Origin of the sequence: Micromonospora sp. NPDC002389, assembly GCF_040296095.1 — a bacterium.
In the GTDB taxonomy this organism is placed as follows: domain Bacteria; phylum Actinomycetota; class Actinomycetes; order Mycobacteriales; family Micromonosporaceae; genus Micromonospora.
This window is the reverse complement of record NZ_JBEOWP010000014.1, coordinates 37,941-50,495: the sequence shown is the minus strand read 5'-3', so window position 1 is coordinate 50,495 and position 12,555 is coordinate 37,941. Positions and strand designations below refer to the sequence as shown.

10 protein-coding genes are annotated in these 12,555 nt (G+C 73.2%); 6 read left to right on the top strand and 4 right to left on the bottom strand.

Annotated elements, in window-relative coordinates; all coding sequences use genetic code 11:
- Positions 1-79 precede the first annotated feature (79 nt).
- Complete coding sequence (locus tag ABT008_RS24050) at positions 80-757, bottom strand: Crp/Fnr family transcriptional regulator (RefSeq protein ID WP_013736306.1); 678 nt, start codon at positions 755-757, stop codon at positions 80-82.
- A gap of 217 nt (positions 758-974) precedes the next feature.
- On the opposite strand from ABT008_RS24050, the gene ABT008_RS24045 reads away from it, so the two are divergent.
- The 6 genes from ABT008_RS24045 (at position 975) to ABT008_RS24020 (ending at position 6,327) form a co-directional block, all read left to right on the top strand.
- The gene (locus ABT008_RS24045) at positions 975-1,637 is read left to right on the top strand and encodes an adenosylcobinamide amidohydrolase (protein WP_350698635.1); all 663 of its coding nucleotides are present in this window, start codon (positions 975-977) and stop codon (positions 1,635-1,637) included.
- Positions 1,638-1,694: 57 nt separating this feature from the next.
- Positions 1,695-2,903, top strand: coding sequence for a CapA family protein (locus ABT008_RS24040; protein ID WP_350698633.1), 1,209 nt, complete (start codon positions 1,695-1,697; stop codon positions 2,901-2,903).
- 24 nt (positions 2,904-2,927) lie between these two features.
- On the top strand, positions 2,928-3,743 hold the full coding sequence (gene nth, locus ABT008_RS24035; RefSeq protein WP_350698788.1) for an endonuclease III: 816 nt from the start codon (positions 2,928-2,930) through the stop codon (positions 3,741-3,743).
- Positions 3,744-3,760: 17 nt separating this feature from the next.
- Entirely contained in the window at positions 3,761-4,348 is a 588-nt protein-coding gene (locus ABT008_RS24030; protein WP_502890499.1) for a TlpA family protein disulfide reductase, read from the top strand.
- A gap of 5 nt (positions 4,349-4,353) precedes the next feature.
- Positions 4,354-5,085 carry an NUDIX hydrolase gene (locus ABT008_RS24025; RefSeq protein ID WP_350698787.1) on the top strand — a complete coding sequence of 244 codons (732 nt, stop codon included), beginning with the start codon at positions 4,354-4,356 and terminating at the stop codon, positions 5,083-5,085.
- 63 nt (positions 5,086-5,148) lie between these two features.
- Positions 5,149-6,327 (top strand): MarP family serine protease, encoded by a 1,179-nt coding sequence (locus ABT008_RS24020; RefSeq protein WP_350698629.1) that lies wholly within the window; start codon positions 5,149-5,151, stop codon positions 6,325-6,327.
- A 3-nt stretch (positions 6,328-6,330) separates the two neighbouring features.
- On the opposite strand, the gene ABT008_RS24015 is transcribed toward ABT008_RS24020, so the two are convergent.
- The 3 genes from ABT008_RS24015 to eccCa form a co-directional block, all read right to left on the bottom strand.
- Entirely contained in the window at positions 6,331-7,056 is a 726-nt protein-coding gene (locus ABT008_RS24015) for a phosphatase PAP2 family protein (protein ID WP_502890496.1), read from the bottom strand.
- Positions 7,057-7,123: 67 nt separating this feature from the next.
- Positions 7,124-8,440, bottom strand: a complete 1,317-nt coding sequence (gene mycP, locus ABT008_RS24010; protein WP_350698627.1) for a type VII secretion-associated serine protease mycosin — start codon at positions 8,438-8,440, stop codon at positions 7,124-7,126.
- Positions 8,441-8,514: 74 nt separating this feature from the next.
- Positions 8,515-12,462 carry a type VII secretion protein EccCa gene (gene eccCa / locus ABT008_RS24005; protein ID WP_350698626.1) on the bottom strand — a complete coding sequence of 1,316 codons (3,948 nt, stop codon included), beginning with the start codon at positions 12,460-12,462 and terminating at the stop codon, positions 8,515-8,517.
- Positions 12,463-12,555: the final 93 nt, after the last annotated feature.

Sequence of the window (12,555 nt, the reverse complement as noted above, 5' to 3'; positions counted from 1 at the left end):
TCACCGGCGACGGCGGCGAACCCGGACACGACACCGCCCGGCCGCGAGTGGCGACCGGGCGGTGGAGGAGAGAGGGCGGTCAGACCCGCGCGCGGCGGGCCAGGCGCTCCGGGTCGAGGATGATGATGCTCTTGCCGTCCAGCCGGAGCCAGCCCCGCGAGGCGAAGTCGGCCAGCGCCTTGTTGACCGTCTCGCGGGAGGCGCCGACGAGCTGGGCGATCTCCTCCTGGGTCAGGTCGTGCGTCACGCGCAGCACGCCGCCGTCCCGGGTGCCGAAGCGGCCAGCCATCTGGAGCAGGTTCTTGGCGACCCGGCCGGGGACGTCGGTGAAGATCAGGTCGGCCAGGGCGTCGTTGGTGCGGCGCAGTCGGCGGGCGAGCACGCGCAGCAGCTGCTCGGCGATCTCCGGCCGGTTGTTCAGCCACGGACGCAGCGCCTGCTTGCGCAGCCGGGCCAGGCGGCTGTCGGTCACTGCGGTGGCGGTGGCCGTACGCGGACCCGGGTCGAACAGCGACAGCTCGCCCACCATGTCCGACGGGCCCATCACCGCGATCAGGTTCTGCCGGCCGTCCGCGGCCCGTCGCCCGACCTTGATCTTGCCGGACAGCAGGATGTAGAGACTGTCGCCGGGCTCGCCCTCGTTGAACACGACCTCGCCCTTGCGGACCTCGATCGTCTCCATCTCCTTGGCGAGCGCCTCGGCAGCCTCCGGGTCGACTCCCTGGAAGATCCCGCTGCGGGCCAGTACCTCGTCCATCGCGCACCTCCGGTTGCGCGTGCCGTCTGTCGGCTGGGTCGCCGTCCGCTGATCCCTCGCGCGCCGCCCAGTCTAGGCGCACGTGAGCAGGAATCAGAGGTGCACCCCTGGAATCTTGATCGTTGGGCGTAACCTTCCCGTGTCGGTCGCCCGGTACCATCGCTCGCCCGCGCGGGCCGCCGACGACCGGCGAGGCCGTCGGCCGTAGGGTCACGGCGTGCTGAGCGAGCCCCTGGTGACCACCCGCCACGAGGACGGAAGGGACATTCCGCTACTCGTGTGGCGCGCCGTGCGGCCGTTGCGGGCGGTCGGCACCGGCCCGCTCGGTGGCGGGCTCGGCGTACGACGATGGGTGCTGAACGCGACCGTGCCGATGTCGTACGACCGGGACGACCCCGCCGACCACCTGGCCGGCATGGCCCGGCGGCTCGGCCTCGACGGACCCGGGGTGGGCCTGCTGACCGGCGTCGACGTGACCGAGGTGGTCGCCCGGACCGACACCGGCGTGCAGGTCTGGGCCACCGTCGGCCTGGGTACTCCGGTGCCCGCAGCGGCACCCGACGTGGCGGCCCCGGCCCAGCGGGTCGGCACGGTCAACATCGTGGCGTACGTGCCGGCCCGGCTCGGCGACGCGGCCCTGGTCAACGCGGTCGCCACCGCGACGGAGGCGAAGGCACAGGCGATCGCGGACCTCGGCCTGCCCGGCACCGGCACCCCGACGGACGCGGTCACCGTGCTCTGCCCGCCGGACGGGCCGGTCAGCGCGTACGGCGGCCCGCGCTCGACCTGGGGCGCCCCGCTGGCCCGCGCGGTGCACGCCGCGGTCGCGGCGGTCGGCACCGACACCGTCGTTCCATGGTCGGATCGGCTCCGGGGCTGAATCCTCCACCCGATCGGCCGTCGTCGCGGTGTTTCCCGCCCGGTAGGGTCGCCCCCGATGTATGCTCGCGCCCCCCTCGCGTCGCGTTCACGTCGCCGTGCCTCCACGGCGACGCGTCCGCGCCCCCACGCCGCACTCACGTCGCGTTCGCGTCGCCGTTTCCCGGCCGCGCTCGGTGCGCTGCTCGCCGTGCTGCTGCTCGCCGGTTGCGCCGATCTCGGTCAGGAGCCGGTCTGGCAGCCCGGCGCGGGTGGTGGTGGGACCGCCGGGCCGGTCGAGTCGACCCCGCCCGAGGTCAAGACCATCTCCCTCTCCGCTACGGGTGACATCGTGATGGGCAACGCGCCCAACCGGCTGCCGCCCAACGGCGGCAAGGGCTTCTTCGACTCGGTCAAGAAGGCGATCGCCGCCGACGTGGCGATGGGCAACCTGGAAGAGCCGTTGACGGTGGACACCGGCACCGGCAAGTGCGGGGCGAATTCGACCCGCTGCTTCCAGTTCCGCGCGCCGCCGGAGTACGCCGCACACCTCGCCGACGCCGGGTTCGACCTGCTCAATCAGGCCAACAACCACGGCTACGACTTCGGGCCCAAGGGGTACGAGAACACCCAGAAGGCGCTGGAGGAGCACGACCTGGCGCACACCGGGGCGCCCGACCAGATCACCGTGGTCGAGGTCGACGGCGTCAAGGTCGCGGTGGCCGGCTTCTCGTCGTACCGCTGGTCGAACAGCCTGGTCGACATCCCGTCCGCGAAGAAGGTGATCGAGAAGGCCGCCACCATGGCCGACATCGTGGTGGTGCAGGTGCACATGGGGGCCGAGGGCTCGGAGATGACCCGCACCCGTCCGGGCACCGAGATGTTCCTCGGCGAGAACCGGGGCGACCCGATCAAGTTCTCCCGCGCGATGATCGACTCCGGCGCCGACCTGATCGTCGGCCACGGCCCGCACGTGCTGCGGGGCATGGAGTTCTACAAGGGCCGGCTGATCGCGTACAGCCTGGGCAACTTCGCCGGTGGCGGCGGCATGCTGAGCAACAACGGCCGCCTCGGCTGGGGCGGCGTGCTCAAGGTGACCCTGGAGCCGGACGGCACCTGGTCCGGCGGGTCGTTCGTCTCGACGTACATGAACGGGATCGGCAAGCCGACCATGGACCCGGACGACCGGGGCCTCGGCCTGCTCCGCGACCTCACCAAGCTCGACTTCCCGGAGACGGGTGCGCAGTTCACCAAGGCAGGCAAGATCAGCCCGCCGGACGAGGGCTGATCGCCGGCCCGGCCGTGTGGGCCGATCGGAGGGTCGGCGCGGCGACGTAGGCTGGCCGTCGTGACCAGAAGCGCCCCCGAGACCGACCTCGGTCGTACGCGTCGGGCGCGGCGGATCGGCCGCGTGCTGACCGAGACGCATCCCGACGCCCACTGTGAGCTGAACCACGGCAACGCGCTGGAGTTGGCCGTCGCCACCATCCTCTCGGCCCAGTGCACGGACAAGAAGGTCAACGAGGTCACCCCGAAGCTCTTCGCCCGCTACCCGGGCGCCGCCGACTACGCCGGGGCGAACCGGGACGAGATGGAGGAGCTGATCCGGCCGACCGGCTTCTATCGCAACAAGACCAGCTCGCTGATCCACCTCGGCCAGGCCCTCGTCGAGCGGTACGACGGCCGGGTGCCGGGCCGGCTGGCCGACCTGGTGAACCTTCCCGGGATCGGCCGCAAGACCGCCAACGTCATCCTCGGCAACGCCTTCGACGTGCCCGGCATCACCGTCGACACGCACTTCCAGCGGCTGGTCCAGCGGTGGCGACTCACCGCCGAGACCGACCCGGTCAAGATCGAGCACGCGATCGGGGCGATGTATCCGAAGCGCGACTGGACCATGCTGTCGCACCGGATCATCTTCCACGGCCGACGGGTCTGCCACGCCCGCAAGCCCGCCTGCGGCGCGTGCACGCTGGCCAAGCTCTGCCCGTCGTACGGCACCGGCCCGACCGAGGCGGCCGCCGCCGCGAAGCTGCTCAAGGGCCCCCGGGCCCGTGACCTGGCCGTCGCCGCCGGAGTCGACCCCGACCTGGTGCCGGTGCAGGCGGTCCGGGCGGAGGCGCCGTGATCCGCCGACTGGCCCTGATGTCCCTGCCGCTGCTGCTGCTCGGCACCGTGGCGTGCACGCCCGAGAGCGACCAGCCCGCTGCCACCGGACCGGACACGAGCACCAGCCGGCCGTCCCCGTTCGAGGAGTGCACCTCCCTCGTCGCCGAGCCCGGTGCTGCCGGGGGCGACACTCCGCAGGGCGACCGGCTGCCCGAGCTGACCCTCACCTGCTTCACCGGTGGCACCCCGGTCGCCCTGCGCGACATCCCCGGGCCGGCCGTGATCAACATCTGGGCCTCCTGGTGCCCGCCCTGCCGCAAGGAACTGCCCGCCTTCCAGCGGCTCAGCGAGCAGACCGAGGGGCAGCTGCGGGTGATCGGGGTGAACACCCAGGACAGCCGCAGCGCCGCGCAGTCCATCGGCGAGGACTTCGGCGTGCGGTTCCCGATGCTCTTCGACCAGGGCAAGGCGTTCCAGCGGGCCCTGGAACGCAACGCGTTCCCGATGACGGTGTTCGTGGGCGCCGACGGCGGCGTGCGGCACATCGACACCTCGGGCGCCCTCGACGACGCCCGCCTCGCCGAACTCGTCCGGCAGCACCTCGACATCGCGGTACCGGCGTGAGCGAGGTGCCAGCCGGCGTGACCCCGGGCCGGGCGGCGTCCGGCACGCGGCAGCCGGTGCCGGACTGGCTGGACCCGCTGCTGGTCCGGCTCGGTACCGCACGCATAGAGGACTTCACCCAGGTCCGCACCCCGGAGCAGGGCGGCCGGGAGAGCGCCGTGCTGGTGCTGCTCGGTGAGGACGCCGAGACCGGCCCGGACGTGCTGGTGCTCCAGCGGGCCGCGACGCTGCGTAACCACGCGGGGCAGCCGGCCTTCCCGGGCGGTGCCGCCGACCCGGGCGACGCCGACGCCGCCGCGACCGCGCTGCGCGAGGCCAACGAGGAGGTCGACCTCGACCCGGCCAGCGTCACCGTGCTGGCCGAGTTGCCGAGACTGTGGATCCCGGTCAGCGAGTTCGTGGTCACGCCGGTGCTCGCCTGGTGGCACGCGCCGCACCCGGTGCACCCCCGGGAACCGGCCGAGGTGGCGCACGTGGCCCGGCTGCCGGTCACCGAACTGGTCGACCCGGACAACCGGGTCCGGGTACGCCACTCCAGCGGCTGGGTCGGCCCCGCCTTCTCGGTCCGCGGCATGCTGGTCTGGGGCTTCACCGCCGGGGTGCTGGCCGCGCTGCTGGAGATGGGCGGCTGGAGCCGGCCGTGGCCGCACGGACGGGTGATCGACCTGCCCCCGTCCGGCGCGTCACCCGCCCCCTCGGCCGGCACCGACGAGGTGGACGAGAGCGCGGTCCGCTGACCGCGTAGTCACCTTCCGCAAGCGATCGTCATCCCACGAGCCTGCGGCCCGTACGCTTGACCCGTGTCGGCCGTTGATCTCGTTCTGCTGTTACTCATGCTCGTGTTCGCGATCAGCGGATACCGACAGGGGTTCGTCATCGGGGTGCTCTCGTTTTCCGGGTTCTTCCTCGGTGCGCTGATCGGGCTCCAGATCGGGCCGATGTTCGCCCAGCAGTTCGTGGACAGCGGCACCCGGGTGCTGATCTCGCTCGTCGCCATCTTCGGCCTGGCGGTGATCGGTCAGGCGCTCGCCGGATGGCTCGGCTCCCACCTGCGCCGCACGATCGCCAGCGACACGGGTCGGCGGCTCGACGACATCGGCGGCGCATTCGTCTCGCTCTTCGCGGTGCTCCTGGTCGCCTGGCTGGTGGCGGTGCCGCTCGGTTCCTCCTCGGTGCCCTGGCTCGCCAACTCGGTACGCAGCAGCGCGCTGCTCAACGTGGTCGACCAGGTGATGCCGGACCAGGCCCAACAGCTCTCCACCGCGCTGCGCGACACCGTCGACACCAACGGCTTCCCGGACGTCTTCGACGGCCTGCGCCGTACCCAGGCCCGGCAGGTCGAGCCGCCCGACCCGGCGCTGGCCGGGTCGCCGGTGGTGGCGAACGGCCAACAGTCGGTGGTCAAGGTGCTCGGCTCGGCCAAGAGCTGTTCGCGCCGCATCGAGGGCTCCGGCTTCGTGTACGCCGACGACCGGGTGATGACCAACGCGCACGTGGTCGCCGGCACCGACTCGGTCGCGGTGGAACTGCGCGGCGAGCGGTACGACGGCGTCGTGGTCGTCTACGACCCGGACCGCGACCTGGCCGTGCTGTACGTGCCGAACCTGCCCGGCCCGTCCATGCGGTTCGCCGCCGGCAACACCACCTCCGGTGCGGACGCCATCGTGCTCGGCTTCCCGTTGGACGGGCCGTACAACGCCCAGTCGGCGCGGATCCGCGACGTCGACCGGATCAAGGGGCCCGACATCTACTCGTCCGGGGAAGTGACCCGGGAGATCTACACGATCCGGGCCCTGGTGCGCAGCGGCAACTCCGGCGGGCCGCTGGTCTCCTCGAACGGCCTGGTGCTCGGGGTGATCTTCGCGGCGGCCGCGTACGACCCGAACACCGGCTTCGCGGTGACCGCCGCCGAGGCCCGGCCGGTGGCGCTGGCCGGTGCGGAGCGTACCCGGGGCGTGGGCACCGGCGAGTGCACCTGACGGTCAGTCGTCGGGCGGCGACCGCCGGGCCAGGAGAGTGAAGGCCACGGTGGTCGCGGTGACCACCGCCGCGCCGAGCAGCCATCCGGCAACCACGTCGCTGGTCCAGTGCACGCCGAGCGCGACCCGACTGAACCCGGTGACCAGGGCGATGGCCAGCGCGGCGGACCAGACCGCCGCCCGGGCCGCCGACCGGGCCCTGGTCCGGGGCAGGAACACCACGAGCAGCACACCGGCGGCCAGCGCCGCGTTCAGCGCGTGTCCCGACGGGAAGGACAGGCCGGGCGCCAGCGCCACCGGCTCGGGCAGATCCGGTCGGGGACGGCCCACCACGAGCTTGAGCAGCGGCCCGAGCAGGCCGCCGAGCACCATGGTGGTGGTGACCCAGACGGCCAGTCGCCGCGCACCCCGGTAGGCCAGCCAGACCACCAGACACAACGCCCCGGCGCGCAGCGGCATCGGCGCGAGCACGTCCGTCCAGAGGCCCATCACCGACACCCAGGCCGGGTGGTCGTGGGCGAAGTCGTGCAGGTCGGCGGTGATCGCCGCGTCCAGCCGGCGCAGCGGCGGCCAGTCGCCCACCACCAGCGTGGCGAGCAGCACGAACGGCACGAGCATCGACAGGCCGGAGGCGGTGTGACCGGGACGCAGACCCGACGGGCCGTCCGCGGGACCGAACGGGTCGCGGATCGGCGGGGGCGCCGTCGTACGCCGGCCTGAGGCACTCACGCCGACGGTTGTACCCCGCCGAGCAGGATCGAAGACCCGGGACCGCCGGATTGCCCGGCGGCCCCGCTCAGCGTCGCCGCAGCCGGCGCACCATCAGCGCCGCGCCGGTGACCAGGGCGACGAGGATCGCCGAGCCGACCCAGAGGCGTACCGGGCCGGTGTCCTCCGCCGCCCCGGCGGCGCGGGCCCGCCACCGGGTCTCCTGCTGCGACCCGGTCAGGCCGAGTTGTTCGGCGTCGTGGTCGCCGACCGGCACCGAGCCGGGTGCCGGGCCGAAGCCGGTCACCCCGGGCGAGTCGTTGTCGTCCAGCGGGTTGTCACCGACCAGCGGTACGTCCGCGGTCAGCGCCGCGATCGGGTCGACCAGCCCGTAGCCGAACCGGTCGTCGCGCCCGGTGGGCCCGATGTCCTTGGCGGTGACCAGCAGCCGGTTGACCACGTCCCCGGCGGACATCTTCGGGTAGCGGGCCCGGACCAGGGCGGCGGTGGCGGCGACCAGCGGCGCCGCGAAGCTGGTGCCCTGCACCCGCCAGTACCCCTGCGGCGGTCGGGCGCCGACCAGGCCGCTGGCCGGGGCGGTGAGGACGGTGGCGCGACCGGTGATCGCGCCGCTCCACAGGTTGTCGCTGTTGCGCTCCAACCCGGAGACGGCGATGACGCCCGGCTCCCGGGCCGGGTACCACACCTTCGCCTCCGGTGACGTGGCGAGATTGCCGGTGCAGGCGACCACCACCACGTCCTTGGCGAAGGCGTAGTCGATGGCGGCGGCCAGGGCGGGACTGTCGCCGTTGCCGCCGAGCGACAGGTTGATCACTTTGGCGCCGTTGTCGACCGCCCACCGGACACCCTTGGCGACGATCAACGCGTCGTCGTACCGGTTCTCCTCGTCGAGCACGCGTACCGGCAGGATGCGGGAGTCGGGGGCCAGCCCCACCACGCCCCGGCGGTCGTCGTTGCGTCCGGCGATCAGGCCGGCGACCGTGGTGCCGTGCCCGACCGGATCGGGTTCGGCAGCACCGTCCGGGGAGACCAGGTCGAGACCGGGAAGCACCTGACCGGCCAGGTCCGGGTGGGAACCGTCCACCCCGGAGTCGATCACCGCGACGATCACACCGCGCCCGGTCGAGGTACGCCAGGCGATCTGCGCGCCGAGCTTGTCGAGTTGCCACTGCTCGTCACGGACCTGGTCGGCGCGCTCGGCGGTGTCCGGGGCGTAGGCCACCGGCACGCCGAAGGAGGTCGGGGCGACCGGCACGGCGGCGGCCGGCACGACCGCGACCGCAACCGACAGCGCCGTGACCGCCGCCGCCAGCAGCGCGCGATGCGCGAACCGTCGAGGCCCCGGCGGGCCGCTCTGCCGCACCCTGGTCACATCCTCAGCCATTCGTCGCAGGGACACATGACGATCGGAGATTACCGGTTCGCTCCGGCTTCCAGGGACGTTCCGTGGACTCGACGTCACTGTGGCGGCAGGTACGCCAGTTGAACCAGGCGGACGCCCTCCCGCCGAGTGGACAGTCGACCACGTCCGGGCGGCAGCGGACCGGGCCGGACCGCACCGACCAACGCACCCTCCTCGGGGCTGCCCGACATCACCAGGCCCGAGGTGGACAGTTCGCGTAGTCGCTGCACGACCGGCTCGTACTGGGCGCGGGCGGCACCGCCGCAGCGGCGGACCAGCACCAGGTGCAACCCGACGTCGCGGGCGTGCGGCAGGTGCTCCTCCAACGCCCGCAGCGGGTTCGCCGGCCCGCTCGCCACCAGGTCGTAGTCGTCGACCAGGACGAACAACTCCGGGCCGGTCCACCACGACCGGTCGCGCAACTGCGCCGGACCGACCTCCGGACCGGGCGTACGGTCCTGGAGATAACCGGCTGCGGACTCCACCAGGTCGGCGGTGTGCGCGGCGGCGGTGCCGTACCCGATCAGGTGTTCGGTCTCGATCGCGCCGAGCAGGCTGCGCCGGTAGTCCACCAGGATCACCCGCGCCTGCTCCGGCGTGAACCGGGTGACGATCGTCTGGGCCAGCGCGCGGAGGAACGACGACTTGCCGCACTCGGCGTCGCCGTAGACCACGAAGTGCGGCTCGGTGGCGAAGTCGAGCACCACCGGACGCAGGTCCGCCTCGGCGATCCCGACCGGGATCCGCAGCCCGGCGGTGGTGGCCCGGTCCAGGTCGGCATAGGGCAGCACCGCCGGGAGTAGCCGTACCCGGGGCGCCGGCGGACCGGACCAGCCCTCCGCCGCCCGTCGCACCAGAGCGGCGGTGTCCGCGTCGGCGAGCTGCGGCAGGGCGGTGAGGAAGTGCAGGCTCCCGGTGGTGATGCCGCGACCCGGCGTACGCTCCGGCACGTCCGCCGCCGCCCTCCGGGCGACCACCGAGTCCGACGGGTCACCGAGGCGCAGCTCCAGCCGCGAGCCGAAGAGGTCCCGGATGGCCGGTCGGAAGTCCAACCACCGCACCGCCGTGGCCACGACGTGCACGCCGTAGGAGAGTCCCCGGGTGGCGAGGTCGGTGATCAGCGGCTCCAGGTCGTCGTACTCGCCGCGCAGCGTGGTCCAGCCGTCGACGACGAGGAAGACGTCGCCGAACCGGTCGGTGTCGGGCGCGCCGGCGGCGGTCTGCTCGACACGCCGACGCCGCCAGGCCGCCATCGACTCGACACCGAGTTCGGCGAAGGCGCGTTCCCGGTCCGTCAGCAGGGTGGCCATCTCGCCCACGGTGCGGCGCACACCGGTCGGGTCGGCGCGACCGGTGATCCCGCCGACGTGCGGCAGGTCGCGCAGCGCGGCCAACCCGCCGCCGCCGAAGTCCAGACCGTAGACCTGCACCTCGGCGGGGGTGTGGGTGAGCGCCAGTGCGCAGATCAGCGTCCGCAGCGCGGTGGACTTGCCGCTCTGCGTACCGCCGACCACCGCCACGTGCCCGGCGGCGCCGTCCAACGCCAGCCAGAGTAGGTCGCGCCGCTGCTCGTACGGCTTGTCGACCACCGCCACCGGCACCTGCAACGCCCCGTGCAGCTCCGGATTGCCGGAGCTCAGCCCCCGGGACGGGTGCACGGTCACCGGCCCGACCACCTCGTCCAGCCCCGGTGCGCCGTCCAGCGGCGGCAACCACACCCGGTGTGCCGGCGGCCCCTGGCCGGCGAGGCGTCCGATCAGCAGGTCCAGCAGAGTCTCCCGGCCCGGCTCCTCGTCCTCCTCGACGACCGGAGCGGCGGGCGGCTCCGGTTCGGGTGTGAAGTGGGTGGTGAAGGTGAGCAGACGTGGGCGCTCGGACCCGGCCGCGCCGACCGCCGCCGCACGTCGACGGACCGCCCCGGAGACGTACGCGGTCTTGAAACGCACCAGCGGCTCGGTGCCGGAGCGCAGGTAGCCGTGACCCGGCGAGCGGGGCAGCTCGTACGCATCCGGCACGCCGAGCACCGTCCGCGACTCCAGCGACGAGAAGGTCCGCAGGCCGATCCGGTACGACAGGTGGGTGTCCAGCCCCCGCAGCCGCCCCTCCTCCAACCGCTGGCTGGCCAGCAGCAGGTGCACCCCGAGCGACCGCCCCAACCGGCCGATCTGCACGAACAGGTCGACGAAGTCGGGCTTGGCCGACAGCAGCTCGGAGAACTCGTCGCAGACCAGCAGCAGCGACGGCAGCGGGGCCAGTGCGCTGCCGGCCGCCCGGGCCCGCTCGTAGTCACGCAGGCCGGCGAAGTTGCCGGCGCGACGCAGCAGCTCCTGCCGGCGTACCAGCTCGCCGTTGATCGCGTCGACCATCCGGTCCACCAGCGGCAACGCGTCGGCCAGGTTGGTGATCACGGCGGCGGTGTGCGGCAGCCGGTCGAACGAGGCGAAGGTGGCCCCGCCCTTGAAGTCGACCAGCACGAAGTTGAGCTGCTCGGAGGAGTGCGTGGCGGCCAGCCCCACCACCAGGGTCCGCAGCAGCTCGGACTTGCCCGAGCCGGTGGCCCCGATCAGCAGCCCGTGCGGACCCATGCCGTCCTGCGCCGACTCCTTCAGGTCCAGCTCGACGGCGGCGCTGTCGACACCGACGCCGATCGGCACCCGCAGCCGGTCACGGGCCGACCGGGGCGCCCAGCCCTGCTCGGTGGTGAAGCCCTCCGGGTCGCCGATGCCGAGCAACTCCGGCAGGCCCGGCTCGGCACCGGTCGCGGCGTCCGGACCACGGGCGGCGGCCGGGCGCAACGGCGCCAACCGGCGGGCCACCGCCTCCGCCTCGGCGACCCCCAGCGCATCGGCCGTGCCGACCTCGGCCGGTCCGTCCGCCGAGTGCGAGTGCAGTCGGCCCCCGCGCAGTTCCAGCAGCAGGGCGAAACGGTCCAGCAGGCGCGGCGGCGGGGAACTCAGGTCGATCAGGGTGACCGCGTCGATGCCGCCGTCACCGGCCAGCTCGGTGGCGCCGGTCAGGTCGCCGCCGTCGAGCACCACCACCAGGTGCGGCCCGTCGGTGGCCGGACCGGCCGGGCTGAACCGGGACCGGCTGGCCAGCACCTCGTCGAGCAGCTTCTCCAGGTCCACCGCCGCGCTGGCGACCAGCCGGACCGGGCCGAGGGCGTCACCTCGGGACGGGTGACCGGCGTGTGGCAGCCACTTGACCCACTCCCAGGCAGCCCGCCGTTCCGGCCCGGCGCAGACCGCGATCAGCAGCTCGTCCGGGGAATGGAAGACCGCGAGCTGGGTGAGCATCGCCCGGACCAGCGACTGCGCGGCCGGTGACCCGGCGGGACCGGCCGGCACGGCCCGGACGAACACCCGGGCGAAGCTGCGCAGCGACACCGCCACCGGCAGGTCCGGCACCACCGAGTACGCGTCGAGGAAGCGACGCAGCGCCCCGGCGGTCATCGGCTCCAACTCCTCCAGCGGCCGGGTGACCGGTGGGACCAGCGGAGTGGCCAACGTCTGCGGCCCGACGGCGACCCGCACCACGGCGAAGTCCGGATCGGTGGGGCGACGTTCCCACACCCGGTGGCTCTCGACCGTCGACCAGAGGCCCTGCGGATCCGGGTGCCGATAGCAGAGGCCGCTGCGCTGCCGGGCCGCAGTCTGTCGGACCTGCCGTCGCAGCGTCGCCAGGTGCCGCAGGTACTCGCGTCGGGCGGCCATCATCTCGGACTTCCGCGGGCTGCCCGAGGCGCTGCCCCAGGAGGTCACCAGCATCGCCAGCGTGGAGAGGCCGAACATCGCGCCGACCACGTACGCGTACGCGCCGCCGCCCCGCCCGAACATCATCGCCATCGCGACCGTGCCGCCGAGCATCGGCAGCACCATCAGCATCTGGTGCCAGCGTCCACCGGTGCCGGCCGGGATCTCCGGCGGGGCCTGCACCGGCACCTCGCCGACGGGGATCTCCGGTGCCGGACGTCGGGCCGGCCGCCGGACGACGACAGTGGACACTCGACCTCCCGACGACGCACGGTGACCCGAGCCTGGCTCATGGTAGGTAATCTCCTTCCGTCCGCGCAGGCCGTCACCCCGCTCGATATGGAG

Excerpts from the sequence above, each read along its gene's own strand:
- ABT008_RS24050 (WP_013736306.1), bottom strand. The coding sequence starts at position 757 with ATGGACGAGGTACTGGCCCGCAGCGGGATCTTCCAGGGAGTCGACCCG.
- ABT008_RS24040 (WP_350698633.1), top strand. The coding sequence starts at position 1,695 with ATGTATGCTCGCGCCCCCCTCGCGTCGCGTTCACGTCGCCGTGCCTCC.
- ABT008_RS24030 (WP_502890499.1), top strand. The coding sequence starts at position 3,761 with ATGTCCCTGCCGCTGCTGCTGCTCGGCACCGTGGCGTGCACGCCCGAG.
- mycP (WP_350698627.1), bottom strand. The coding sequence starts at position 8,440 with ATGGCTGAGGATGTGACCAGGGTGCGGCAGAGCGGCCCGCCGGGGCCT.